The sequence below is a fragment of the Ideonella sp. WA131b genome (assembly GCA_023657425.1).
GTDB lineage: Bacteria > Pseudomonadota > Gammaproteobacteria > Burkholderiales > Burkholderiaceae_C > Rubrivivax.
Genome location: JAGTJW010000001.1, coordinates 1648661 through 1673577 on the forward strand (window position 1 = coordinate 1648661; position 24917 = coordinate 1673577).

Genomic DNA, 24917 nt, shown 5'->3' on the forward strand with positions numbered 1-24917 from the left:
ATGGGGTACCGAAGGAAGCAGATCCGAAGGCATGCGCGCTGAGCTACGGAGGGGCAGCTCTGTCGACGCCGCGGGCAGACAGGTTGCCACAATGCACTGATGACGAGAAGACAAACCTTCGATATGGGCGCATGGTCGACGCCGCCGCGAGCGGGGCTCAACGAACGCGAGCGCGATGCGCTCTCGTCGCTCCTTCAGTCGCCCGCAATGGGTGGACGGGCCATGGACGTGCACATGATCCAGGGACTGGCCGCCGGCCTGGTCCTGGGGCCGCGGCTGATCTCGCCGGCCCTCTGGCTTCCGTGGGTCTGGGACCGCGAACACGGCGTGCAAGCGCCTGCCTTCAGCGACATCGACCAGTTCAACACCGTTGCCGGCTGGGTGATGGTGCTCTACAACGAGGCGGCCGAGCAACTGGGGCCCTCGGCAAGCGATGACGGATCGGCCTACACCCCGCTCTTTGCCGGTTTGCCCGGATCCGTGCAGCCCGCCGCGGCGAGCTTCTGCGCAGGGCTTCGTCGCGCGGTCACGCTGGCGGGCGAGCACGACTGGTCGCCGTTGTGGGCCGAATGGCCGCAGTGGCGCGACTTGATCGACTCGCCCGAGCCGGACGCGGATGCGCTGCTGGCCCTGCTGGTTCCGATGCGACGCTACTGGCGGGGGCGCAGCGATCAACTCGAACCTCTGCGCTCCAGCGACCTTATCGGTCGGCTGCGCGAGGCCTTCGAGTTCTTCCGCCGCCCGTTTCCGGGCCAGGCGGTGGCGCTGGCGCAGCGACACCGCGAGGTGGTGGCGCCGTGGCTGGTGCAGGTGCTCGAAGACGTGGCACGCGATCCGAGCGTGGCCTTGCAGGACGACTACGTGCTGCACGACTTCGCGATGGTGCTGCTGGGGCACTGGCGCGATACCCGTGCCTACCGACCGCTGCTGGCGCTGGCACGGCTGCCCTACGAGACCGTCGACCAGCTCCTTGGCGATGTGCTGTTCGAGACTTACGACCGAGCCCTGGCGAGCGTGTGCGACGGTGACCTCGCGCCGCTGATCACGATGGTCGAGGACGACACGACCAACGTCTGGGTGCGCATGACGCTGCTCGAGGCCTGGGTGCTGCGCGTGATCGAAGGCGACGCGCCGGCGGCTCCCCTTGAGGAGTGCCTGCTGGCCATGGGCGAACGCGACGCAGCGCGGCTGCGCGGATCGGCCGCGAGGGACGACGATCCGCCGATCATCGAGGCGGTGGTGCATGCCGCCTGCGACATCGGCTCCGAGCGGCTACGTGCGCCGGTGCTCGGCTGGTTCGACGAGAAGCTGATCGACCCACGGAACATCAGCCGTGCGGATTTCGAAACCGAGATGGAGATGCCGATCGCGCAACGGCGGGACATCCTACGGGCACGCGGTCGAAGCTACCTGCGAGACCCTGAAACCGAGATCGGCTGGTGGGCCGGCTATCGCGACGAACCCGCGCCGCCGCCGCGCCTCGACGCATCGGCTGAGCGCACCATCGTGCGCGATACACCCAAGGTTGGGCGCAACGATCCTTGTCCTTGCGGCAGTGGACGCAAGTACAAGAAATGCCATGGCGCGACGTGAAGCGGCCGGTGCTGCCGGATGCGCGGGGAAGCGAAGATGAGGTGGCCACGAGCGGCCGCTGGAGGGGGCTCCTCCGCTGCGTGCCGAAGCGCAGTTCATGCGTCGGGCCGCGGCCGATGGCTCAATGGCCCAAGTCGCTGTAGCGCGGGGCCGTCAAGAATCGGCGTCGCTGAGCACCTCATCGCCGGCCGCGGCTCGGGGGTCTGCGACCGCCAGGCCAATGCCACGGCTGGCACCGGCAACCATCACGCGCCTGACTTGCTGTTGTCTCATTGCTTGGCCTCATCAGGATACGGTTGGTGCGTGGGTTCGGGCATTGGCCGCAGCGCGCGCCAAGTCAAGGCAAAGCCCACGCTGCTCAAGCCCAGCAGCAACAGCGAAAGGCTCGTGAGCCCGCCGGCGTCGAAGGTCGCGCCGCCTACGGTGGGCCCGACTGCCGTGCCCATTGCGTAAGCAGTGACCAAAGCGGCCACGGCCCTGACGAGGTGCGAGCCGCTCAGGCGGTGGCCCAGCTCCACGATCATCAGCGTATAGACCGCACCCCCCATGCCGCCCAGCGCGAAGCCGACCGCCCACAGCACGCTCTGCGGGTCGTCTGCGAATGCGAGCAGCACCGCATTCGCGACGAGCACGCAAACCCAGGCCAGCAGCGTGGTGCGGGCCACACCCCACCGGTCGGCAAGATGCCCGGCCGGCGGTTGCAGCAGCGCGCTGCCGGCACCGATGACCGTGCCCAGCCAGGCGGCGGCCTCGAAGCTGAAGCCGATTCGCATCGATATCGAGGGCAACAACGCTGACGCGCCGCTCTCCATCAAGCCACTGATGGCCGCCACGGCGATCAGGGGCATCGCTACCGCGCGCCACGGGGCTGCGCCGGTATTGCTTGCACCAGAGGGGCCTTCATGCGCTTGTTCGCCAGGCACAGCCACGCGCAACAGCAAGGCGCTGATAACAAGCGCCACCAGCATGCCGATGGTGCTCAGCCAGAGTGCGGGCCAGTCGAGTGCCCGGGCCAGCGGTACCAGGGCCGGCCCAGCCATGAGCCCGAGGCCGACCGCCGTCTCGAACAGGCCGACGTACAGCCCACGCCGCGCCGGCGGCGCGGCCTCTGCGAGCCAGGACTCGCCGGCCACCCACACGAAGCCGCCGCCGAACCCAAGCACAAAGCAGGCGGCAAGCCAGCTGGCAAACAGGTCGTGCCACGGTAATGTGGCAATGGCCACGGTAGACAACAGCGTCGCGCCGACGAAGACCGCTCCGTAGCCCCAGCGGGCCACAGCGACGTGCGAGCGGGCGCTGGCCAGAAGAATGCCGGCCCACAGCGAAGTTGCGATCAGCCCGACCGACATAGCCGATCGCCCGTTGGCAGTGGACTTCAAAGCCAGGTACGTCAGCGCAGCGAACTCCGATGCGACGAACACGAAGTACACCGCGGGAATGATCCAGAGCACCGCGCTGCCTGTGGCCGGTCTCATGGCCTGACCTTTGGATTTCTGTCTGCTGCAGCTGGCTTGCGTCGGCGTGTGGTCTCGGCGGTCGTTTCTGTGGTCGCAGCCAAGGCAAGCATGCGCTGCACGACCGCGCGCCGCTCTGCGGTGCTGAGCGGTGACAGACCGAGCGTTTCCTGCCAAAACAGGCCCTCGGCAGCGAGAGAAAGCAGGGTCGCCAAAACCGGGTCCCTGCTCTTTCGGTTGACGCCGATGTGGTGCTCTGCGAAGTAGCGGCGCCAGGGTTCGTTCAGCGCCTTGGAACTGGACGCCGCACTCAGCAAGCCCGCACAGAGGCGGGAACTCTCCTCATCCGGCTCCGTGCTGGAATCGATGTAGGCCGCGAGGTCTGCTGCAGGCCCCACAGCGCTCGAACGTTTGTCGGCCACGCACTTGCGCCACTGCTCAAGGTCATGTTCGACAAGCGCCTCGAGCAAGGCGTCCTTGCTGCGGAAGTGGTAGACGATGCCGCCGCGCGTGATGCCGCTGCGGCGCACCAGTTCGTCGAAGGTCAGGTTGGCGGCGCCGATGTCCTTGACGATGGCCTCGGCTGCAGCCAACACGGCCTCGCGGGCATGGGGTGGTCGGCTCATATCTGTACAGAACAGTTTGTACAGAAACTGTAGCCAAGGACGGATGACCGCGACTCCGCCTGGGTTGCTCTCATCTCCGACCGCGCACCTTGTCCGTCGCATGGATCAAGTTGCACTCCTTCGCGCGAATCGCGGATGTCGGCTTCTGATGAACCCGATGATTCGGGAAGGATCGCCTGTTCAGGGGCACGAAGCTGCCGTCGGCCGCCCGGCGTGCGGGTCGGCGCGCTTCGCAGTACAGCATCAGCGCCAGCAGACCCCGCGGCTCGGGCTCGTCGGGTAGCAGCGCAACGAGCAAGCGGCCCAGGAACAGCGCCTCTTCGATCAGGTCGTGCTGCCCGGTGTCGGCGCCGGGCACCGCGTCCCAGCTTGCGCCGTAGGCGGCATAGACGGCAGCGAGCACGTCCTCGAGGCGTGCGGGCATGTCCTCGGCAGAGGGCAGTTCAAAGCGCAGCCCGGCATCCCGGACCTTCGCCTTGGCCCGCACCAGCCGCTGGCCCATCGTGGCAGGCGCAACGAGGAATGCTGCACCGATCTGTGCCGCATCCAGGCCGAGCACGGTCTGCAGCATCAGCGGTGTGCGTACGGCGGCATCGATGGCCGGGTGGGCGCACACGAACAGCAGCTTGAGTCGGTCGTCCGGGACGGACGGCGCCTCGGGCGCCGTCTCGTCCCGCAGCAGTGCCAAGTCTGCCGCCGACGTGTCGACCACACCTTGGTGGCGTCGCATGTTGTGCAGGTTGTTGCGGGCCGCTGTCAGCAGCCAGGCCTGCGGGTTGCCCGGCACGCCGTCGACTGGCCAGGTGCGCAGCGCAGCGACGAAAGCCTCGGACAGCGCGTCCTCGGAGGCGGCGAGGTCGCGCGACCGGGCCACCAGCATTGCCAGCAGCCGGCCGTAGGCATCGCGCGCCGCCAGTTCGGCGGCGCGGAATGCGCTCACGCGCCTGGAGGGGCCATCGGAGGCAGCACCGGCCGCACCTCGACCGACGCGCAGGCCGCCGAGGGCGCCCGGGCGGCCCACTCCAGCGCCGCGTCGAGATCAGGCACCTCGACAACGAAGTAGCCGCCCAGTTGCTCTTTGGTGTCGGCAAAGGGGCCGTCCTGCACGATGCGCTTGCCGTCGCGGATGCGCACGGTCGTGGCGGTGTGCGGCCCTTGCAAACCGTCGCCCTTGACGATGACGCCGGCCTGCGCCATAGCGCCGATGAAGGCGTTCCAGCCGCCCCAGTAGGCCGCGGCTTGTTGGGGATCGCTGCGTTTGGCAAACTCGCTCTCCGGCTCGTTCAGAAGCAGCATGTATTGCATGGTGGTGGTCCTCGAAATGGGTAAAGAGTAACGGATCGAGTGGGATCGTCAGCGCAACAGCGCGCGGTAGCGGGCTGCCCAGGCGGTCGCGAGCAGGGCCATGGCCACAACCACGACGAACGCGAGGATCGCCAGTTGGCTCGGCATGGCATCAAGGATGCCGAAGTACACGTCCCCGGCAAACAGACCGATGTAGCCGACGAGCGATACCGCGAAGACCGGCAAGGCGGCAGCTCGCCGTGTGGCCAGAGCCAGGGAGCCGAGAAGTCCGCCGAAGACGCCGATGGCGAACACAGCCGTCATCCAGGCTGGCAGCGAGAAGTAGATCTGTGCCTGCGCCGCCGTCATGCCGGCCGCCATCGCTGAGCGCCCCGCCGGCGTGAGGGTGCCGAAGAACTGGTAGATGCCGTAGAGGTTCCACAGCACCCCGAAGCCCGCCATTGCCCAAAACCAGGCGGGAGCGCGGTCGCCACGCGCGTTGAGTGTCAAGGCTGTCATGTCATGCTCCTTTGATGAGGCAGCGAAGGGACGCCGGGATGGTTCCTCTGCTCGCTGCTCATGGGGATGACACGGTAGGAGCGCCGATTTCGACAACGGGCAAAACTTTTTTCGTCCGCCTGTTTCGGCGCAGACTCTGTGACCGGGGGCCGAAGTGAATCTATCGCACCCGATGACCCCGCGGCGTGAATCCGTCGGATCTCTGCGCCAGGGCGGATCCTTGAACGATCAGCCAAAGTCCAGACCCCGCCCAACGACCGCCCGCCTTGGCGCCCGGGGCTCAGCACACTTCGGCTTGGACCGAAGCATCCCACGCGTCATCCGCTGCACAGTTGCACTCCATTCCAACCGACCATGAGCGCACACGATGACCATCACCTGCTTCATCCGCTACCAGATCGACCCCTTCCAGCGCGACGCCTTCAAGGGCTACGCCGAAGCCTGGGGCCGCATCATTCCGCGCTGCGGCGGCGAACTCATCGGCTACTTCCTGCCGCACGAGGGCAGCAACGATGTGGCCTGGGGTCTGATCGGTTTCGACGACATGGCGGCTTACGAGCGCTACCGTGCAACGCTCAAGAGCGACGCCGAAGGGCGTGCCAACTTTGAGCGCGCACAGTCCGAGCGCTTCATTCTTCGCGAGGAGCGTACTTGGCTCGAGGATGTGAGTACGACACGCAACGTCGCGCGGCAGGTGACGCCGTGATTGCGGTCCTCTTCGAGTTAGATCCACGCCCCGGTGCAGCGTCGCGCTACTTCGAACTCGCGGCTGCGCTGAAAGCCGATCTGGAGTCCATTGACGGCTTCATCTCGGTAGAGCGGTTCGAGAGCCTTGCACGACCGGGACGATATCTGTCTCTGAGCTTCTGGCGCGATGAAGCTGCAGTGCGCAGCTGGCGCTGCCACGGAAGGCATCGCCAGGCTCAGCAGGAAGGCCGCAGCGATGTGCTCGCGGGCTACCGACTGCGGGTCGCCACGGTAATGCGCGACTACGGGATGATTGCGCGTGACCAGGCACCCGCGGACTCACGAAGCGCGCTAATCTGACATCCATGAGTACGCCCCACGAACCTCGCCTGGCCCGAGTGGCTGCCATCGTGGCCGACCCGGCGCGCTCTCGCATGCTGGCCTACCTGCTGTCCGGCGAGTACGCCAGCGCGAGCGAACTGGCAAAGACCGCATCGGTGACTTCGGCCACCGCAAGTGGCCACCTGGGCAAGTTGCTGGATGCTCGATTCGTTGTGTGCGAGCCCAGGGGTCGTCACCGGTACTACCGGCTGGCTGATGCCGAGGTGGCGCATGCCCTGGAGGCCCTGGCACTGATTGCGGAGCGCGATGGACACGACCGTGCGTGGGCCCATCCCGAACGAAAACGCCTGCGCTTTGCGCGATGCTGCTACGGGCACTTGGCGGGGCAACTGGCGGTTACGGTGTTCGATGCACTTCAGCGCGAGGAACGCCTGACAGCGGCGACCGACGGCCATGAACTGACCGAAGCTGGAATACAGTGGCTCCAGGGGCTCGGGATGAATCCGGGTTCGCCGAGTGGACGGCGCCGATTTGCGTACCGCTGCCTGGATTGGTCTGAACGCCGCGATCACCTCGCGGGCCAATTGGCAGACGAGATCTACCAGCACTTCACCAAGGCGGGATGGCTGCGCCGCGCTGCCGGTCGCGCCGTGGAAGTCACCGTCAAGGGCGAGCAGGAACTGCTGCCACGTTTGCGCGCTGACGCCAACTGATGCGGTGGTGATCGCCATGAGGATTCGGAGATGCAGGAAATCGCCGTTACCCACCGATGACTCTCGCACTCGGCGGTCCGCTTCGTGGCGTTGCATCGAACGTCGCTGATTGGCCGAACTGAGCCAATCCGGGCCTGCACCCCAAAGCGGCCTCTGGCACGCTAGTGTAGTGTTCGACTCTTGAAGGAACTTAATTGAGTTTTCCACCTCCAATGCTCTACTTCGGTTTGCAATGGAGCGAAAAATTGCGAGTTGCCCCAGGGATAGAGTTGACGGATGAGCAAGAGGTCGAACTGACGAGGCTTGCGCGCTCCAAGCGCACCAGCGTCAGGCTGGCCCAGCGTGCACAGATCGTCCTGCTGGCCGCACAGGGCCTTCAGAACAAGGACATCGCCGAGCAACTGGGCGTAGGGCGCGTGCAGGTTGCTCGCTGGCGCGAGCGCTATCTGCAGTCCGGCCTTCCGGGGATTGAACAGGACCTGCCGCGCGGCGCCCCGCCCGTGAAGATGGACGTTGCCAAGTTGGTGGAGCTGACCACGCAGAGCACGCCCGTGGCTGCCACGCACTGGAGCACTCGCAAGATGGCTGCAGTGCTGAAGGTCAGCCCGAGCACGGTGATGCGCCACTGGCAGGCCAACGGCCTGAAGCCGCACTTGGTGCGCGGCTTCAAGGTGTCCCGCGACCCGAAGTTCGTCGAGAAGCTCGAAGACATCGTGGGCCTGTACATGTCCCCGCCCGAGCACGCGTTGGTGCTTTGCTGCGACGAGAAGAGCCAAGTACAGGCGCTGGACCGCACGCAGCCGGGCCTGCCGATGAAGAAGGGGCGCGCGCAGACGATGACGCACGACTACAAGCGCAATGGCACAACCACGTTGTTCGCGGCGCTCAACGTGCTGGACGGCACCGTCATTGGCCAATGCCAGCAGCGTCACACGCACGCAGAGTGGCTGAAGTTCCTGCGCAAGATCGATCGTGAAACGCCCAAGGACAAAACGCTGCACTTGATCGCCGACAACTACGCCACGCACAAGCACCCTGCGGTGCAGGAATGGCTGGCCAAGCGCCCACGCTTCAACATGCATTTCACGCCGACCTCAGCGTCGTGGCTGAACATGGTGGAGCGATTCTTCCGGGACATCACAGTCAATCGGCTGCGCCGTGGCGTGTTCACGAGCGTGCCCGAGTTGATCACTGCCATTAAAAAGCACGTCGCCCAGCACAACACCAAACCAAAGCCGTTCATCTGGACCAAGAGCGCCGCCGACATCCTGCAGAAGGTAATTCGGGCCAATGCGCGCTTAAGTTCCAAACAGAACGCAACACTACACTAGCGCCTCGGGCCCTGCGACCGCTTAGTGGCCGAATCGCGACTGGCTCAGACCGGCCAGAAGCCGTCCTTCAGCGTCGGCTCTGGCAAGCCAGCTCGCCCACGCGGCGCAGCGCCTGTGGGTTGCGCGGGCCCCAATCGGCGCCGACGCCGATACGCAGGCAGGCTTTGTAGCGCACATGGACGCTGAACAGCGAGCCAGGCGCCACCAGGATTTGCTCGGCCTGTGCTGCCTGCTGCAGGGCCTGCGCATCGATGCCGTGCGGCAGCTCCACCCACAGCAGGAAACCGCCAGGCGGGTCGCTGACCCGGGTACCGGGCGGGAAATGCTCGGCAATCAGGCCACGCGCCTCGTCCAGCCGGGCCCCGGCGGCGTTGCGCAGCTGGCGCATGGCCGCCTGGTGGCCGGCCTGTGACAGCAGATCGGCCACGGCCAACTCAAGCACCGAGGTCTGCGCGCCCTGTACGTTCTTCAGCCGACGCAGACCCTCGGTCCAGCGCCCGGCCTCGACCCAGCCCAGGCGCAAGCCCGGCGCTACCGTCTTGGTGAAAGAGTCGCAGAGCATCACGTGGCCGCTACTGTCAAAGCTTTTCACCGTGCGTCGCAGCTCGTCGTGGAAGACCAGCTCGTTGTAGACCGCATCCTCGATCACCGCGATGTCATGCTGGCGCGCCATCTGCGCCAGCCGGCGGCGCTCGGCCAGCGGCATGCAGCTGCCCAGCGGGTTGCTGAGAGTAGGCACCACCAGCACGGCCTTGACCGGCTGGGTGTCCAGCGCAAGCTGCAGCGCGTCCAGCGAGAGCCCGTGGCGCGGATGGGTGGGGATCTCTAGCGCGCGCAGGTGCAGGCTCTGCAGCAGCTCCAGGAATGAGTAGTGGGTCGGCGACTCGATGGCCACCACGTCGCCCGGCTGGGTCGCCGCCCGCAGGCAAAGGCTGATCGCTTCCATGCAGCCGGCTGTGATGGTGATGCGCTCCGGGTCGAGGCTGCAGCCCAGGTGCAGCGCATAGCGAGCCAGCGCGCGGCGGGCGTCGATATGGCCGTATGGACCGGGGTAATGGCACAGCAGGCCGCGGTGCTGTTGCACCGCGCGGATCACGGAGCGACGCACTCGCTCGGCATCGAGCAAGGATTCGTCGGGAGTGCCGCTGCTGAAGCTCACCACATCGCCCGCCTGGTTCGGTCCCAGCAGGCGTTGGCCCAGCACATCGACACAGACCGGGTGGGCGCGGCGCAATTGCTTGGCCACGGTCGGCTCGGGCAACTGCGGAGCGGCCCGCACGGCGACGAAGAAGCCGGAGCGGGGCCGGGCCACGATCAGGCGCGCATCCTCCAGCCAGTGGTAGGCCTGCACCACCGTGCTGATGGCCACGCCGTTCTGGCGTGCGGTCTTTCGCACCGAGGGCAGGCGCTGGCCCCGCATCAGGCCGCCGCGCCGTATCGCCTCGGCGATGCCATGGGCGATGCGCAGGTAAAGCGCACCAGTTTCAAGCTCGGTAGGCGCTGACGGACTTGGTGGTTGGAGGGAGGAAGACAGGCGGTCCATCGTCTCATTCTGTACTGATCCGCATTCGCCAACACAGTACAGATGGCGCCGGATTTGACCCACACAGATGGCCCGAGGGCGCGCCTGTCGCCTGCGGCGTGGGGGCTGGCTGTGTCTTACGTGGTGGGGCCTCTGCGCTGACAGTGAGTGACATGAAAAGCAGCTTCCTCCCCTACTTGATCACCCGCCCCGTCTTCGCGCCGTCCAGCCCACGGCCGGCCCGGGCCGAGACCCCTCAAAGCGTGTTGCGGCTACCGCCCGCACCGGTCCACCTGTTTGAATGCCCGGCCGGGGGCCAGACCGAGCTCACAGTCCGGCAGGGCTTCATCTGGCTGACCTGCGAGGGCCGACCCGAGGATGTGTTCCTAGCCGCAGGGGAAGTCTGGTCGGTCAATGGCGCCGCTCGCCTGCACCTCAATGCCGAGAACGGGCAGGAGGCGCTGCTGGAGATCCGCGTGCGCGGCGGATGAGGGAGTCGGGCGGTGCAAAGACGATGATCGCCGACTGGCTCCAGTGAACAACTCCCCAGTCTACCCACCGCCGGAAAGCTGACCCCAAGCTGAGTGACCGCAGAGCCGACGTCCGCGGTCGGCAGCCATCGACCCGTTGCTGCCACCCGCCACGCTCCTCCGAAGCCGTCGGCCAGGGGCCGACGCTAGAACTGCTTCGGCAATCCTGCTTGCTTCAGCACGCCGTTGGCGGTGTGCCGGGACAAGATCTTGTGGTCAACCGGGAAGCTCCTTCCGCTCCGCGGGGAGTGCCAAATGTCGTGATCGCCCTTGCCGTGGCGGAAGAACATGCATCCAGCCTCCTTCAGCAGCCGGATCAATTCCGGCGTGAAGCTCTGGCCCACCAGGATCAGGCTGCTGCAGGAAGGGCGACGCTGAACCGGCGGGCCAACAACTCGACAGTCACCTGGCCGTCGGCCGGCATGCAGCCGTTGGCCTCCAACAACGCCGGCACCATGCTCTTGAGCTTGGCATCCAGGGCTTCGATGGTTTCTGCCTCCGTGATCAGACCCGGCACATCGTCAGAGGTGGCCACCCAGACCGCGGCCTCGGCATCCCATTCGGCACGCACAAAGTACGGCTTGTTCATCGCGCCATGATACGCGGCACGCCAGCGACGAGGTGGGTGGCAGGGATGGCCAGGCGGTCTGGGAACGAACGACCGCACCCGCTGCACAGAGGTCGATCGGGGCCGGTAGGTGGGTCGCGCCCTCGGGAACTTGCTCGGGGCGGCTGTTCTGTGACTTCGACGGACTTTGTTTGTTGCGCGTCTTCCAAGGCAGGTGAACTCAGGACCTCCGACGGACTGCGCACGCGGATGGGGCCAGCGAATCGGGTGGGCACATTGCGCGCGTGGTGGTCAACGGTCCCAACAGCAACGAGCCGGCAGCGCGATGGGGCCCGCCCGGGGCAGCAGGCTGAGCCCGCCCGGTGGCCAAGCCCCGGTTGCAGTCCAGGCGCACGGCGACTCGCCCATCGACTGGATGGCGACGAGTTGCCAGCGTGTCCCGGCCAAGGGCGCTGGTGGGTGATCAATCGCAGCGCAGCCGACCAGGCAGGCAGCGATCAAGGCGATCGACTTCGAACCGGTGGGCACCATCGCTGTTCGTGAGGAACCGTCAGACCTTTCCAACCAGGCCCGCGAGCAGCAGGCCGCCGCCGAACAACAGCCAGTCATTGATGATGTGCGCCCCGGTGGACACCCAGATGTTCTTCGTCAGGAGCCAGGCCAGGGTCAGCACCATGCGCGCTGTGCCAATGACGACGATGCACTGGATCAGGTTCCAGTCATAGGTCGGCAGATGGATGAGGCCGAAGAGCAGGGACGACACCAGCCAGGCGCCGACGATCGCGCCCTTGCGTCCGACACCGAAACGGCTCGACAGCAAGGTCATCACGGCAAGGAAGGGCAGCAGGGTGACCACTTCTTCGCCGAACAACTGCGGAATCGTCTTGGCGAAAAAGGCGATGCGCCCTGCCGTGTCCATGCCACTCAACTGCGCGTTGGCCGCGTTGGACGTGGTGCCGGCCAGGGCATAGACGATGGCACCGACACCCATCGTGACAACGATGTTCATCAGCGCGAAGCCGAGCATCAACCTCAGTTCGCGCCCGCCCACCTTGCCGAAGATGGTTTTCCAATGACCCGGCGCAACCTGCGCCAGCGCCAGCATCGGAATCAACGGGAACAGAACGGCCGGGATCATGGCCCCCAGCGGGCCCGCAGGCCAGGGAATGGGCGCCACCAGCACGGCAAAGCCGACGACCACCGCCGTCAGGACGAAAACCCACTGCCACGCTGACAGGCCCACCGGCGCGCCTTTGTAGAAGGGAAAGTCGCGGCCCGGGTCTTCCAGCCGTCCCAGCCGCTGCCCGGGCGCGAGGGCAGTGGTCATGGCGCAGCGAGCTTGGCCACACGGCTCACCTGCGCCGCCATGTCGCCGAAGTGCAGGCGGTCGGACTCGTCGGCCGCGCGGCGCGATGCCTCGTGCAGGCGTGATCGCAGCCCCGGCAGGGCCGCGCGCAGCCAGCCGATGAAGACCGTGTCGTCGCCGCTTTCGGCCAGCGCACGCGCCGCCGCGGGGGCCAGGCGCTCGGTGCCTGCCTGCAGTTGCCGGGACGCGGCCTCCTCGCCGGCGCCGCCCCTGGACCAGGCCTCCACCAGCGCCCCGGCCGCCTTCACGTACCCACGCTGCAACGCCCGCTGGGTGGGCGTGCTGCGGCCCAGGTCGCCCCAGACCGCCGCCGTGACATCGCGGCCGAAGTCCGCCGGGGCGTAGGCGGCGGGGTCGCGGCGGCGCTGGCTCTCGAGTTGCGCCACGTTGGCGCCGCTGAGCAGTTCGATGACGATGGCCGACTGCATGGCCTCGATCGCGCGCTCGCCGCCGAAGCCGACGACGCGGTCGACGATGGCCGGCGCCGCAAAGGGCTCGAGCGAGGCCGCGCCTTCGCCAAGCAGGTAGCGGACCCCCTCGCGCTGCTCGGCCGCGGGTACCAGGCGCCCCGTCCACTTCGGGGGCGCATCCAGGGCCGGCATCACGCCGCCGACCAGCCGCTGGACCGAACGCAGCATGCCCACCTGGCGGCTCAGCAGCAGGTCGTAGGTGGCCGCGAACTCGCGCGGATCGCCGGCGGTGGCGGCCTCCAGGCGGGCCAGCGAGCGCTGCAGGTTGGCCACGCCCAGCCGCGTGGCCTCGACGCGCTCGGCGCCGGTGTTCTCCATCAGCACGCGCGGGTCGCGCCCGTGGCGGGCCTGCCAGTCGCCGCGTTCCTCGGTGGCCCAGAACAGGCGCCGATCGCGCGAGAAGCTGTCGGCGAAGGCGGCGAGCTCGCGGCGCTCGCTCTCGACGTCGGTGCCGAAGACACCGTAGCCGTATCGGATGGCGGCGACGTCGTAGGGGCCGATCACGCCCCACAGCTGCGTCACGCCATCGCCCGGCTGGGCGGCCTGGTTGAAGCGGCCATAGGCCATGATGGAGCTGTTGGGGCCCCAGCGGTTGGCAAAGTCGGGTTGACGCATCTGCGCCACCGGGTAGGCGGTGGAGGCGATGTGGTTGTGCATCAGCCCCAGCGTGTGGCCAACCTCGTGGGCGACGATGTAGCTGAGGATGGCGCCCGACTTCTGCGTGGACAGCGGCAGCCGGTCGGCCTGTGGATCGACGCCGCCGCCGAACATCGCAAAGTAGTAGCGGCTGAAGCCGTCGATGACCTCGGGCCAGATTTGGATGTGGGCAGACAGCGTCTCGCCCGAGCGCGGGTCGCTGACGTGCGGGCCCATCGCGTTGAGGCGCTCCTGCGGCAACCAGCGGATGACGCTGATCGAGACATCCTCCTCCGACCAGTCCGGGTCTTCCTGCGGTGTCGGCGCATCGAGCACGCGGATGGCGTTGGAGAAGCCCGCAGCCTGGAAGGCCGGCAGCCACTGCAGCACGCCGGCGCGGATGTACGGCCGCCAGCGCTCGGGCACGCCGCGCCCCAGGTAGAAGGTGATGGGCTGCACAGGATCGCTGACCGCCGACCCCGGGTTCTTCTTCTCGAGCCGGAAACGCGGGACCAGGATGACGTTGTCCTGCGCCAGCCCGCTGTCGGCCTCGAACTGCGTGAACTCGAGCGGGAAGAAGCCGACGCGCGGGTCGCCGCGGCGCATGGCCATCGGTTTCTCGGGCAGGAAGACGATCGAATGGCCGAGCACCACCGACACGGGCTGCGGTCCGACCACCGGCAGTGCCGGAATCTGGCCCAGGAACGTCAGGTGCGTGCGCACCGCCAGCACGTCGCCGCGCACGCGCACGCGCTCGATGTACGACCTGGCGGGGTCGGCCGCCAGAGGCACCAGGCCCGCGCCGGCCGCGAACAGGCGGCCGGTGGCGGCCGGGATGTCGCTGGAGAACGTTGGCCCGATGTCGATGGCCAGGCTGCCGTCGGCGTCCTCGGCCAGGACGGGAAAGCTGGCGATCAGCGCCCCCACCTGCGTGCGCGAGACCGCCACTTCGATCGGCCGCCGCTTGGGGTCGCCCGGCGCAGCGCCGGGCAAGGCCTCGGGAGTGCGCTCGCCAGGCGGCAGGCCGGCGCGGCGCCGCTGCACCGTGCTCAGGTCGCGCACGTGGACGACGTTGCCGACCCGCTCGAACCGGGCCATCGCATGGACCACCTCCATGCCGTTGCTGGCCACGCTGCCAGGCGGCAGCGCCACGGCCTCGGTGTACCAGAGCAAGGGCTTGCCGACCGCGCCCGGCGGCAGCACCACGATCGTGGCCGAGCCCTTGCGCCAGGCGGCCACGCGGCCCTGGCCGATGGGTTCGGCACCTTGCAGCAGCGCAGCCATGGCGCTGGGCGCGGCCGGCTGCACCGCTGCCGTCTGGGCGGTCGACACGGCGGGCGACAGCGCCAACCCCACCGGGATCCATGCGGCCAGCGCGGCGAAACGAACGAGAAAACGTGAGGGGTAGACCATGACTCTCCTTCAGGCGGGGGCGATGCCGCCGTGCTCGACTGGCACGGCACCGGCAGTATTGTTCGTGTCAGCCCACGCTCCTAACCCGGAAATTTCATCATCATCAGGTCGGCAGCCTCGTGCCGTGGCGCGTTGTCATAGGTACCTGAGCCCCTATGCCAACCGAGGACGGCCGATGCCAAAGTGTACGGATGCCAGGATCGATTTCGGGCGCTTCGGTCGCCGCGTCATTGAGGCCGATTTCAGCGGCGGGGATCTCAGCAGCGACGGCGGGATGCTGTTGTTGCGCCAGGTCGACGAGCACCTGGGCTTGAGCCGCGCGGCGGCTGCAGCGATTCCCGATCCGCGCGACCCGGAGCGCATCACGCACCCGTTGCGTGATCTGCTGGCGCAGCGCTTGTACGGCTTGTGCTGCGGCTACGAGGACTTGAACGACCCCAAGGCGCTGCGGGGCGACGTGCGGATGCAGACGGCGGTCGGGCGCGATGAGGCGCTGGGCTCGGCGCCGACCTTCAGCCGATTGGAGAACCGGGCCACGCGTGCGCAGGCCTGGGCGCTGCACGAGGTGCAGGCCGCGCAGTTCATTGCCAGCCACGACAAACCTCCTGCGGAGCTGGTGCTGGACATCGACGCCTCGGACGTGCCGCTGCACGGGCGCAGGAACTGGGCGCCTTCCACGCCTACTACGACCACCACTGCTACCTGCCGCTGTACGTGTTCTGCGGCCAGGGCCATGCCGGCTGCGGGTCCCGCCCGTCAGCCTCTGCATGCTTTCTGTGGGTGCGGTGCCAGCCTCATCCGGGCTCAGTGAGCCCAGGCCGGGCCTACCTCGCGCCCTCGACCCTCGGGCGGCGGCTGCGGATCGAGTCCGAGATAGCCAAGTGTTTTCTCGGTCACAAGGTCGGGTGACGGCATCTGGTGCTGCTGCAACGCCAGTTCACCATCGCCGGCTGCGAGCCACCGTGCGTCAACAGCCGCATCGGCTGACCCTTCTGAACCTGCATACGATTGATCGGCATGGCGCTTTCCCTGGTTGGCTGATCACGCTGGCGGCATGCGTCGACACGCTCCGCGACGATTCCGCGGCGTTGTCGGCCACGCCGGACGCTCGTGACGACCAAGGCAGACCACATCTTGACGTGGCCGCACGGATGGCGGAAGGGGTCCCCCGAAAGTCACCCCATCAAGCTCATGCGTCCTTGACGGGTGTTTGGTTGGCGACGCGCCCCAGGTCTGACCCCAACTGCGCCGACAGCGCCTGCGCGCAGCGCCGCAGCGCGCGCGCCGCCACCCCCAGGGGCCGTACGTCGAAGCCCGCCGTCGCGCCGATGGCGGTGAGTGCCAGCACCATCTGCCCGCTGCCGTCGAACACCGGGGCGGCCAGGCCGCTCACGCCCACCACGGCCTTGTCGACGACGTGGCTCACGCCGCTGGCGCGGATGGCCGCGAGATCGGCCACAAAGGCGGCGTCGAAGCCGGCGCGGCCGGTCTCGGCGCGCCACGCGACACGCACCACGGCCCGCGGCAAATGGGCCGCGAAAAGCCGGCCGCTGGCGGTGCCGCGCAGGCTCATCACCGCGCCGTGGCGCATGGTCACGTGCACGGGGCTGGGCGCCTCCTCGGTGCGCACCACGGTGGCGCCGCGCTCTCCCCACACAGTGATGCCCACCGTCTGGCCCAGGGCCTGGGCGAGTGCCGGCAGCTGCTCGGTGGCCAGTCGCAGCGGGTCCACCTGCTGCAGGCTGATGAGGCCGATCTGCAGCGCCAGTGGGCCCAGGCCGTAACGTGCGCTGGCTGCGTCCTGCGCGATCAGGCCCAGCTTGCCGAAGCTCACCAGGTACGGGTGGGCCTTGGCCGGGGCCATGCCGGCGGCCGCGGCGATGTCCTTCAGCGCCATCGGCCGGCCCACACGGGCCAGCGCCTGCAGCAGCCGGCCGCCGACCTCGATGCTCTGGATGCCCCGTTGCGCCGTCATGCCCTGGTGTTTACACTAAACCAAACGCATTCGACAATATCAAACGAGCCGTACGGAGACAAGCCGCATGAACACCGCCCAGACCGCGCCCCACAGCGCCCCCCAGAAAGCCTTCGCCTCGCAGGCCGACCTCGAGGAGAAGAAGGTTAGCTTCACCAGGCTGTCCGACAACGCCTACGCCTACACCGCTGAGGGCGACCCCAACACCGGCGTCATCGTCGGCGACAACGCGGTGATGGTGCTCGACACGCAGGCCACGCCCGTGATGGCGCAGGACGTCATCCGCCGCATCCGCGAGGTCACCGACAAGCCCATCAAGTACGTGCTGCTCACGCACTACCACGCGGTGCGCGTGCTCGGTGCCAGCGCGTACCAGGCCGCAGGGGCCGAGCACGTGATCGCCAGCGAAGACACGCGCGACCTCATCATCGAGCGCGGTGAGCAGGACAAGGCCAGCGAGATCGGTCGCTTCCCGCGCCTGTTCCGCAACGTCGAGAGCGTGCCGCCGGGGCTCACGTGGCCCACCATCACCTTCCGCGGCCGGATGACGCTGTGGCTGGGCAGCCTCGAGGTGCAGCTGCTGCAGCTGGGCCGTGGCCACACCAAGGGCGACACGGTGGCCTGGCTGCCGCGGCAGAAGATCCTCTTCAGCGGCGATCTGGTGGAGTTCGACGCCACGCCCTACGCGGGTGACGCCTACTTCACCGACTGGCCGGCCACGCTGGACGCCGTGGCCGCGCTGCAGCCGCAGCAGCTCGTGCCCGGCCGCGGCGCGGCGCTGACCTCGCCCGAGCAGGTGCAGGCCGGGCTGCAGGGCACGCGCGACTTCATCGCCGACGTGCGCGCCAGCGTCGAGGCCGGCGTGCAGGCGGGGCTCGACCTGAACGCCGTGTACAAGCAGACGATGGCGAAGCTGGCGCCGAAGTATGGCCACTGGGTCATCTTCCAGCACTGCATGCCCTTCGACGTGACGCGCTGCTTCGACGAGATGAGCGGCCACACCCACCCGCGCATCTGGACGGCCGAGCGCGACATCGAGATGTGGAAGACGCTCGAAGGCTGAGGGGCGGGCGGTGGTTCCCACGCACTTCGACAGGCTCAGTGCGAACGGTGGTGGTCCTCCGTTCGGGCTGAGCCTGTCGAAGCCCCACGTTGCGGCCGAAGCCCTCGCTCAAGCTGACGGTGGTGGTCCTCCGTTCGGGCTGAGCCTGTCGAAGCCCCACGTTGCGGCCGAAGCCCTCGCTCAAGTTGATGGTGGTGGTCCTCCGTTCGGGCTGAGCCTGTCGAAGCCCCACGTTGCGGCCGAAGCCCTCGCTCAAGCTGACGGTGGTGGTCCTCCGTTCGGGCTGAGCCTGTCGAAGCCCCACGTTGCGGCCGAAGCCCTCGCTCAAGTTGATGGTGGTGGTCCTCCGTTCGGGCTGAGCCTGTCGAAGCCCCACGTTGCGGCCGAAGCCCTCGCTCAAGTTGATGGTGGTGGTCCTCCGTTCGGGCTGAGCCTGTCGAAGCCCCACGTTGCGGCCGAAGCCCTCGCTCAAGTTGATGGTGGTGGTCCTCCGTTCGGGCTGAGCCTGTCGAAGCCCCACGTTGCGGCCGAAGCCCTCGCTCAAGTTGATGGTGGTGGTCCTCCGTTCGGGCTGAGCCTGTCGAAGCCCCACGTTGCGGCCGAAGCCCTCGCTCAAGTTGATGGTGGTGGTCCTCCGTTCGGGCTGAGCCTGTCGAAGCCCCGTGCCCGGAGCGCTGGCCCATGCTGAGCTCCTACACCTATCCCCGCTACGCGGCGCCGCGCGCGCCCGAGCTGGACGCACCGCACGCGCAGCACCACGCCCGCGTGGTGGTGGTGGGCGCCGGCCCGGTGGGCCTGTGCGCCGCCATCGATCTGGCGCTGCAGGGCGTGGCCGTGACGCTGCTGGACGAAGACGACACCGTCAGCGTCGGCTCGCGCGGCCTGTGTTACGCCAAGCGTACGCTCGAAGTGCTCGACAGGCTGGGCGTCGGCGATGCCGTGGTGGCCAAGGGCGTGACGTGGAACGTGGGCCGCACCTTCCACCGCGACACCGAGGTCTTCCGCTTCAACCTGCTGCCCGAGCCCGACCATCAACGCCCGGGCATGGTGAACCTGCAGCAGTACTGGCTGGAGCAGTACCTGGTGGAACGTGCGCTGCAGTTGCCGAACCTGCGGCTGCGCTTCCGGCACCAGGTGACGCAGGTGGAGCCGCACGCCAGCGGCGCGTTGCTGCAGGTGGGCACGCCCGAGGGCACTTTTGCGCTGCAGGCCGATTGGCTCGTCGTCGCCGACGGCGCGAAGAGCCCCATCCGCCGCATGATGGGCCTGGACCTCGAAGGCCAGGTCTTCCGCGACCGCTTCCTCATCGCCGACGTGGTGATGAAGACCGACCTGTTCCCGCCCGGGCAGGCCGAGCGCTGGTTCTGGTTCGACCCGCCCTTCCACCCCGGCCAGAGCGTGCTGCTGCACAAGGAGGCCGACGACGTCTGGCGCATCGACTTCCAGCTCGGCTGGGACGCCGACCCCGAGGCCGAAAAACAGCCCGAGCGCGTGCTGCCGCGCGTGCGCGCGATGCTCGAGCAGGGCCTGGGCCTGACCGGGCAACGGCGGGCGCCCGAGTTCGAACTGGAGTGGGCCAGCGTCTACACCTTCCAGTGCCGCCGCATGGCGCAGTTCCGCCACGGCCGCGTGCTCTTCGTGGGCGACGCGGCGCACCAGCTCAGCCCCTTTGGCGCGCGCGGCGCCAACAGCGGCATCCAGGACGCCGACAACCTGGTGTGGAAGCTCAAGGCCGTGCTCGACGGCCATGCGCCTGAGGCCCTGCTCGACAGCTACAGCACCGAGCGCGTGGCCGCGGCCGACGAGAACATTCTCAACAGCACGCGCGCCACCGACTTCATCACGCCCAAGAGCCGCGCCAGCCGCGAGCTGCGCGATGCCGTGCTGACGCTGGCGCGCGAGCATGCGTTTGCGCGCACGCTCGTCAACAGCGGGCGGCTGTCGGTGCCCACGCACCTGGTGGACTCGCCGCTGAACACGCCCGACACCGAGGCCTGGGACTGCGCCGCCGGCCCCGGCTCGCCGCTGCCCGATGCGCCGGTGCAGCACAGTGGCCAAGTCGGCTGGCTGTTGCGCCACACGGGCGGCGGCTTCATGCTGCTGATGTTCGAGACATCGCCGGCCAGCCTGGGCGCGGCGCAACGCACGCTGATCGCCGCGCTGGCCGCTCGGGAGCCGCCGGTGCGTGCCGTGCTGGTGTGCGAACACGACGGCCCGACCGCGGCCCTGCCCGCCGGCACCCTGCTGCTGGTGGACCACCGCCGCCGAGCCGCGCAGCGGCTCGACGCCAGCCCCGGCAGCGCCGTGCTGCTGCGGCCCGACCAACACCTGGCCGCCCGCTGGCGCGTGCCGACGCCGGGCGCCGTGCAGGCCGCCCTCCAGCGCGCCTGCGGTCAGGCCTGAACGGAGGCCCGGATGAGCACGCCCCACCTGATCACCACGCCCCACTTCGCCAGTGTCGGCGGCGCGCCGCAGCACGCCTACACGCCGGGTGACGACTTCCTCGAGCGCCTGATCACCGCCCACCGTGGCCTGAGCGACGACGCGAGCCGCCTGCTCAACGCGCGGCTGGTGCTGCTGCTGGCCAACCACATCGGCCACCCCGGCGTGCTCGGCGAGGCCCTGGCGGCCGCACGGGCGGGCCTGGATGCCGCCGAGCCCGACACCGCCAAGGAGACGCGATGAACCACGACCTGCCGTCCCTGCCGCCCGCCCCGCCGCTCAGCGGCTTCGGCAACCACTTCGCCAGCGAGGCCGTGCCCGGCGCACTGCCGCAGGGCCGCAACAGCCCGCAACGCGTGGCGCACGGGCTGTATGCCGAGCTGCTGTCGGGCACCGCCTTCACCGCCCCGCGTGCCGACAACCGCCGCACCTGGCTGTACCGCCGCCAGCCCGGCGTGGTGACGGGCGCGCACCAGGCCTACGGGCAGCCGCTGTGGCAGTCGGGCCCCGTTGGCGACGAGGCCCCGGTGCCGCCCGACCCGCTGCGCTGGCACCCGTACTCGCTGCCGGCGGGCGATGCGCCGCTGGACTTCGTCGATGGCCTCGTCACCGTCTGCCGCAACGGCGACCCCGACGCGCAGACCGGCATCGCCATCCACATGGTGCTGGCCAACCGCAGCATGGCGCGGCGTGCGCTCGTCAACGCCGACGGTGAGATGCTCATCGTGCCGCAGCAGGGCCGGCTCATCGTCACCACCGAACTCGGTGTGCTCAGCGCCGCTCCGGGGCAGATCGTGCTCGTGCCGCGCGGCATGGCCTTCAAGGTGGCGCTGCCCGATGGTGCGGTGCGGGCCTACGTGTGCGAGAACCACGGCGCCCCCTTCCGCCTGCCCGAGCTGGGCCCCATCGGCAGCAACGGCCTGGCCAACCCGCGCGACTTCATCGCGCCCGCGGCGGCCTACGAAGCCGAGCCCGGCCCCTATGAGATCGTCCGCCGCTTCGGCGGCCGCAGCTGGCGCAGCCAGCAGCCGGGCACGCCCTTCAACGTGGTGGCCTGGCACGGCAACCTGGTGCCGGTGCTGTACGACACGGCGCACTTCAACACCATCGGCTCGATCAGCTTCGACCACCCCGACCCCAGCATCTTCACGGTGCTCACGAGCCCGTCCGACACGCCCGGCGTGGCCAACTGCGACTTCGTCATCTTCCCGCCGCGCTGGCTGGTGGCCGAAGACACCTTCCGCCCGCCCTGGTACCACCGCAACGTGATGAGCGAGTTCATGGGTCTGGTGCACGGCCAGTACGACGCCAAGCCCGAGGGCTTCAAGCCCGGGGGCGCCAGCCTGCACAACGCGATGGTGCCGCACGGGCCCGATGCCGAGGCCTTCGAGCGCGCCAGCGCCGCGGCGTTGCAGCCGCACAAGCTGGCCGACACGCTCGCCTTCATGCTCGAAAGCCGCTACCGTCTGCGGCCCACGGCCTGGGCGATGGCGCCCGGGCGGCTTGACACGGCCTATGCCGACTGCTGGGCCATCTTGCCCGACCGCTTCGACACGTCTGCCTGAGATGAGCCCTGCACCCGCCTTCGTCCACACCACCGACGCCACGCACGACCCGGACCGAGTCAGCTGGGTGGCCACGGCCAACGATCCCGACACCGACTTCCCGATCCAGAACCTGCCCTTTGCACGCCTGCGCCGCAAGGCACTCAAGGGCATCCAGCCCGAGCCCTGGCGCGTGGGCGTGGCCATCGGCGACCAGGTGCTCGATCTGCGCATCGCGCTCGAGATCTGCCCCTGGGAGCCCGAGGTGGCGGTGCACCTCGACGCGCTGGCAAAAGGCGACCTCGCCACCTTCATGGCCGCCGGCCGGCCGGCATGGCGCTCGGTGCGCGCGGCGCTCAGCGAGTCGCTCACCGAGGGCAGCCCGCGCGGCCCCTTTCTGGAGCGCGCGCTGGTGCCGATGGACGAGCTGGAGTACGCCCTGCCTTGCACGATCGGCGACTACACCGACTTCTACGCCAGCATCCACCACGCCACGGCGGTGGGCCGCTTGTTCCGCCCCGACAACCCGCTGCTGCCCAACTACCAGTGGGTGCCCATCGGCTACCACGGCCGCAGCAGCAGCATCGTCGTCAGCGGGCAGGGCCTGCGGCGGCCGCTGGGGCAGATCAAGCCGCCGGATGCGGCACCGCCGGTGCTCCAGGCCAGCCGCCGCGTCGATTTCGAGCTCGAGCTTGGCGCGCTCATCGGTCCGGGCAACACACTGGGCGAGCGCATCGGCATCGACGATGCCGAGGCGCACCTCTTCGGCCTCGTGCTCTTCAACGACTGGAGCGCACGTGACATCCAGCCCTGGGAGTACCAGCCGCTGGGGCCTTTCCTCAGCAAGAACTGGGGCAGCACCGTCAGCCCCTGGGTGGTGACGATGGAGGCGCTGGCGCCTTTCCGCTGGCCCTTCTCACGCCCGGCCGATCACCCGCAGCCGCTGTCCTACCTCGACAGCCCCGCGCACCGCGCCAGTGGGGCGCTGAGCATCCGGCTCGAGACCTGGCTGCAGACTTCGCGCATGCGCCAGCAAGGTTCTGCCGGCGAGCGGCTGATGGGCAGCGACACCGCCGAGGCGGCGTACTGGACGTTGTCGCAACTGATCGCGCACCACACGGTGAACGGCTGCAACCTGCGCACGGGCGACCTGCTGGGCACCGGCACGCTCAGCGGCCCGGGGCCGGAGCAGGGCGGCTCGATGCTGGAGCTGAGCCAGGGCGGCAAGGTCCCGCTGACCTTGGCCAATGGCGAGAGGCGCAGCTTCCTGGAGGATGGCGACACCGTCATCCTGCGGGGTCGATGCGTGGCCGAAGGCCGGCGTGCCATCGGCTTCGGCGAGTGCCGAGGCACGGTGATGCCGGCGGATCACTGACCGCCTGCGGCGCGGCGCGAGACAGCCGCTGGGTGTCGACCGATCGATCGTGTCTTGCAAGCGCCGGGTGCCGGTCCTGAGCTCGACGAAGGGCTCAGCCCGAACGCCCAGGGCCGGATCCGGTATCTGACCATCAGCACCGGCCACTGACAACCAGGGATCGGGCCACTGGAGCGAACGACCGGTCTCAGGCACGTGCGCGACAGGCCGTCCGCGGCGATCGACCACTCCGCTGCGACGCCTTCAGCGCATCGAACTCAGCCCGAAGTGGTTGCCCTCTGTATCGGCACACAGTGCGACCCAACCGAACTCGCCGATGGAGAACTTCGGTCGCAGCAAACGTCCGCCAGCCGCCTCCACGCGGCCCGACTCGACGGCGCAGTCGTCCACACTGAAGTAGACCAGGGTGCCGCCTGGACCCGGGCGGCCGTGCGGCGAGCGCACCAGCGCGCCGCCTGCACCGTACGCGCCCATGTCGGCGGGAAAGCTGTGCATCACCGTCTCCCCGGTCGGGTCCCCGATGGGCGCGAGCCGGCGCTGAAAGACGGCCTCGTAGAAGGTGGTGGCGCGTTTCAAGTCGTCGACATAGAGGTCGAACCAGCCGACGGCATTGGGCTTTTGCATCGCATGCTCCTGAGTGAAGAGGAGCCGCGAGGCTAGTCATCAGCCTCCGCACCGTCTTGTGGAAATCGGACACCAAAGGTCTTGCGGTAATGGCCGGGCGTGTAGCCGACGGCGCGTCGGAACGCAGTCGTGAAGTGAGACTGGTCCGCGTACAGGTCGAGGTAATGGCGGCGGAAGGACTGCTGCAACCGCAGCACCTTGAGAAGATCGTGGGGCGAGAACCCGGTGATCTGCCGCAGCGTACGCTGCAATTGACGCGTTGACAGGCCCGCCAGCGCCGCCATGTCGGCCACCGTGCGAATGGCGTCAAGCCGCGACAAGATGGCGGCCGTCAGTGGGTGGCCCCGCACCTGCCCGTGCTTCATGCACCACCGCACCAGGTCAGCCAGCACCTGAGCCACCGCGTCGAACGCCTGCCCAGCCAGTTGCCGGTTGGTGTGCACCAGGGGCAACGCGCCCTGGTAGGCAGCGCCAACATAGTGGTCCTGGATCTCGTTGCGGTCGCCCTGCCACACGCCCGGGAAGAACTGCACCCCCACGTAGTGGAAGACGGTTCCGAGGTTGAGCGTGGTGGCCTCGGTGTGCAAGGCCGTGACCCCGGCGACCTCGAGATCGATCTGGTTGAACAGCAGGTTCACGCAAGCGTCCGGAACCGCGTGGTACATGAAGTCGGCAGGCAAGGGCGCCAGCGTGCGCAACTCCCAGAACACATGCACCACATCCGCCAGATCCTGCGGCGGCGGCTGCTCGACATAGCGCACCTCGGCAACGCGCTGGGAGAAGCCGTCAGCGACCGGGGCGTACAGGCTGGACTTCATGGGCTCCCTGCCAGGTGATGAA

The 24917-nt window shown here is 68.4% G+C and carries 25 protein-coding genes; 12 read left to right on the top strand and 13 right to left on the bottom strand.

What is annotated here, in order from left to right:
- The first annotated feature begins 99 nt into the window (after nt 1–99).
- Nucleotides 100–1593, top strand: a complete 1494-nt coding sequence (locus tag KA711_07540) for a UPF0149 family protein (GenBank protein ID MCM0608836.1) — start codon at nt 100–102, stop codon at nt 1591–1593.
- 269 nt (nt 1594–1862) lie between these two features.
- On the opposite strand, the gene KA711_07545 is transcribed toward KA711_07540, so the two are convergent.
- The 5 genes from KA711_07545 to KA711_07565 all read right to left on the bottom strand — a co-directional run bounded on the left by KA711_07545 (nt 1863) and on the right by KA711_07565 (nt 5476).
- On the bottom strand, nt 1863–3044 hold the full coding sequence (locus tag KA711_07545) for an MFS transporter (protein ID MCM0608837.1): 1182 nt from the start codon (nt 3042–3044) through the stop codon (nt 1863–1865).
- Nucleotides 3045–3064: 20 nt separating this feature from the next.
- Entirely contained in the window at nt 3065–3673 is a 609-nt protein-coding gene (locus KA711_07550; GenBank protein ID MCM0608838.1) for a TetR family transcriptional regulator, read from the bottom strand.
- A gap of 70 nt (nt 3674–3743) precedes the next feature.
- Complete coding sequence (locus KA711_07555; protein ID MCM0608839.1) at nt 3744–4613, bottom strand: hypothetical protein; 870 nt, start codon at nt 4611–4613, stop codon at nt 3744–3746.
- Nucleotides 4610–4978: a hypothetical protein gene (locus tag KA711_07560; GenBank protein MCM0608840.1), complete on the bottom strand. Its 369-nt coding sequence runs from the start codon at nt 4976–4978 to the stop codon at nt 4610–4612. The genes KA711_07555 and KA711_07560 overlap by 4 nt, the downstream gene beginning before the upstream one ends.
- A 48-nt stretch (nt 4979–5026) precedes the next feature.
- Nucleotides 5027–5476 (bottom strand): hypothetical protein, encoded by a 450-nt coding sequence (locus KA711_07565; protein MCM0608841.1) that lies wholly within the window; start codon nt 5474–5476, stop codon nt 5027–5029.
- A gap of 367 nt (nt 5477–5843) precedes the next feature.
- On the opposite strand from KA711_07565, the gene KA711_07570 reads away from it, so the two are divergent.
- From KA711_07570 to KA711_07585, 4 genes are all read left to right on the top strand, one after another.
- On the top strand, nt 5844–6182 hold the full coding sequence (locus KA711_07570) for an NIPSNAP family protein (protein MCM0608842.1): 339 nt from the start codon (nt 5844–5846) through the stop codon (nt 6180–6182).
- Nucleotides 6179–6523 carry an antibiotic biosynthesis monooxygenase gene (locus KA711_07575; protein ID MCM0608843.1) on the top strand — a complete coding sequence of 115 codons (345 nt, stop codon included), beginning with the start codon at nt 6179–6181 and terminating at the stop codon, nt 6521–6523. The genes KA711_07570 and KA711_07575 overlap by 4 nt, the downstream gene beginning before the upstream one ends.
- Before the next feature lie 5 nt (nt 6524–6528).
- Complete coding sequence (locus KA711_07580; GenBank protein MCM0608844.1) at nt 6529–7218, top strand: helix-turn-helix transcriptional regulator; 690 nt, start codon at nt 6529–6531, stop codon at nt 7216–7218.
- 212 nt (nt 7219–7430) lie between these two features.
- Nucleotides 7431–8549 carry an IS630 family transposase gene (locus KA711_07585; GenBank protein ID MCM0608845.1) on the top strand — a complete coding sequence of 373 codons (1119 nt, stop codon included), beginning with the start codon at nt 7431–7433 and terminating at the stop codon, nt 8547–8549.
- Nucleotides 8550–8616: 67 nt separating this feature from the next.
- On the opposite strand, the gene KA711_07590 is transcribed toward KA711_07585, so the two are convergent.
- Nucleotides 8617–10092 (bottom strand): PLP-dependent aminotransferase family protein, encoded by a 1476-nt coding sequence (locus KA711_07590; protein MCM0608846.1) that lies wholly within the window; start codon nt 10090–10092, stop codon nt 8617–8619.
- Between the two features lie 152 nt (nt 10093–10244).
- Here KA711_07590 and KA711_07595 point away from each other — a divergent pair, with 152 nt between their 5' ends.
- A complete protein-coding gene (locus KA711_07595; protein ID MCM0608847.1) occupies nt 10245–10562 on the top strand; it encodes a DUF2917 domain-containing protein in 318 nt (105 codons plus the stop codon).
- Between the two features lie 185 nt (nt 10563–10747).
- On the opposite strand, the gene KA711_07600 is transcribed toward KA711_07595, so the two are convergent.
- The 4 genes from KA711_07600 to KA711_07615 all read right to left on the bottom strand — a co-directional run bounded on the left by KA711_07600 (nt 10748) and on the right by KA711_07615 (nt 15054).
- Complete coding sequence (locus KA711_07600; protein ID MCM0608848.1) at nt 10748–10945, bottom strand: type II toxin-antitoxin system HicA family toxin; 198 nt, start codon at nt 10943–10945, stop codon at nt 10748–10750.
- 5 nt (nt 10946–10950) lie between these two features.
- A complete protein-coding gene (locus KA711_07605; GenBank protein MCM0608849.1) occupies nt 10951–11190 on the bottom strand; it encodes a DUF1902 domain-containing protein in 240 nt (79 codons plus the stop codon).
- Between the two features lie 529 nt (nt 11191–11719).
- A complete protein-coding gene (locus tag KA711_07610; GenBank protein ID MCM0608850.1) occupies nt 11720–12496 on the bottom strand; it encodes a CPBP family intramembrane metalloprotease in 777 nt (258 codons plus the stop codon).
- Complete coding sequence (locus tag KA711_07615; protein ID MCM0608851.1) at nt 12493–15054, bottom strand: zinc-dependent metalloprotease; 2562 nt, start codon at nt 15052–15054, stop codon at nt 12493–12495. The genes KA711_07610 and KA711_07615 overlap by 4 nt, the downstream gene beginning before the upstream one ends.
- Here KA711_07615 and KA711_07620 point away from each other — a divergent pair.
- Nucleotides 15053–15865, top strand: coding sequence for a transposase (locus KA711_07620; protein ID MCM0608852.1), 813 nt, complete (start codon nt 15053–15055; stop codon nt 15863–15865). The two genes, KA711_07615 and KA711_07620, sit on opposite strands and share 2 nt — an antisense overlap.
- 378 nt (nt 15866–16243) lie before the next feature.
- Here KA711_07620 and KA711_07625 read toward each other — a convergent pair whose 3' ends face one another.
- Nucleotides 16244–17029, bottom strand: a complete 786-nt coding sequence (locus KA711_07625) for an IclR family transcriptional regulator (protein MCM0608853.1) — start codon at nt 17027–17029, stop codon at nt 16244–16246.
- 67 nt (nt 17030–17096) lie between these two features.
- Here KA711_07625 and KA711_07630 point away from each other — a divergent pair, with 67 nt between their 5' ends.
- The 5 genes from KA711_07630 to fahA all read left to right on the top strand — a co-directional run bounded on the left by KA711_07630 (nt 17097) and on the right by fahA (nt 23453).
- Nucleotides 17097–18092, top strand: a complete 996-nt coding sequence (locus tag KA711_07630; GenBank protein ID MCM0608854.1) for an MBL fold metallo-hydrolase — start codon at nt 17097–17099, stop codon at nt 18090–18092.
- A gap of 681 nt (nt 18093–18773) precedes the next feature.
- Nucleotides 18774–20495: an FAD-dependent oxidoreductase gene (locus tag KA711_07635; GenBank protein MCM0608855.1), complete on the top strand. Its 1722-nt coding sequence runs from the start codon at nt 18774–18776 to the stop codon at nt 20493–20495.
- A gap of 12 nt (nt 20496–20507) precedes the next feature.
- A complete protein-coding gene (locus KA711_07640) occupies nt 20508–20777 on the top strand; it encodes a DUF2783 domain-containing protein (GenBank protein MCM0608856.1) in 270 nt (89 codons plus the stop codon).
- Nucleotides 20774–22099 carry a homogentisate 1,2-dioxygenase gene (gene hmgA, locus KA711_07645; protein MCM0608857.1) on the top strand — a complete coding sequence of 442 codons (1326 nt, stop codon included), beginning with the start codon at nt 20774–20776 and terminating at the stop codon, nt 22097–22099. The genes KA711_07640 and hmgA overlap by 4 nt, the downstream gene beginning before the upstream one ends.
- A 1-nt stretch (nt 22100) precedes the next feature.
- On the top strand, nt 22101–23453 hold the full coding sequence (gene fahA / locus KA711_07650) for a fumarylacetoacetase (GenBank protein ID MCM0608858.1): 1353 nt from the start codon (nt 22101–22103) through the stop codon (nt 23451–23453).
- A 243-nt stretch (nt 23454–23696) separates the two neighbouring features.
- Here the strand turns inward: fahA and KA711_07655 are convergent, their stop codons facing one another.
- Both KA711_07655 and KA711_07660 read right to left on the bottom strand, forming a co-directional pair.
- Complete coding sequence (locus KA711_07655) at nt 23697–24077, bottom strand: VOC family protein (GenBank protein ID MCM0608859.1); 381 nt, start codon at nt 24075–24077, stop codon at nt 23697–23699.
- 32 nt (nt 24078–24109) lie between these two features.
- On the bottom strand, nt 24110–24895 hold the full coding sequence (locus KA711_07660; protein ID MCM0608860.1) for a helix-turn-helix transcriptional regulator: 786 nt from the start codon (nt 24893–24895) through the stop codon (nt 24110–24112).
- Nucleotides 24896–24917: the final 22 nt, after the last annotated feature.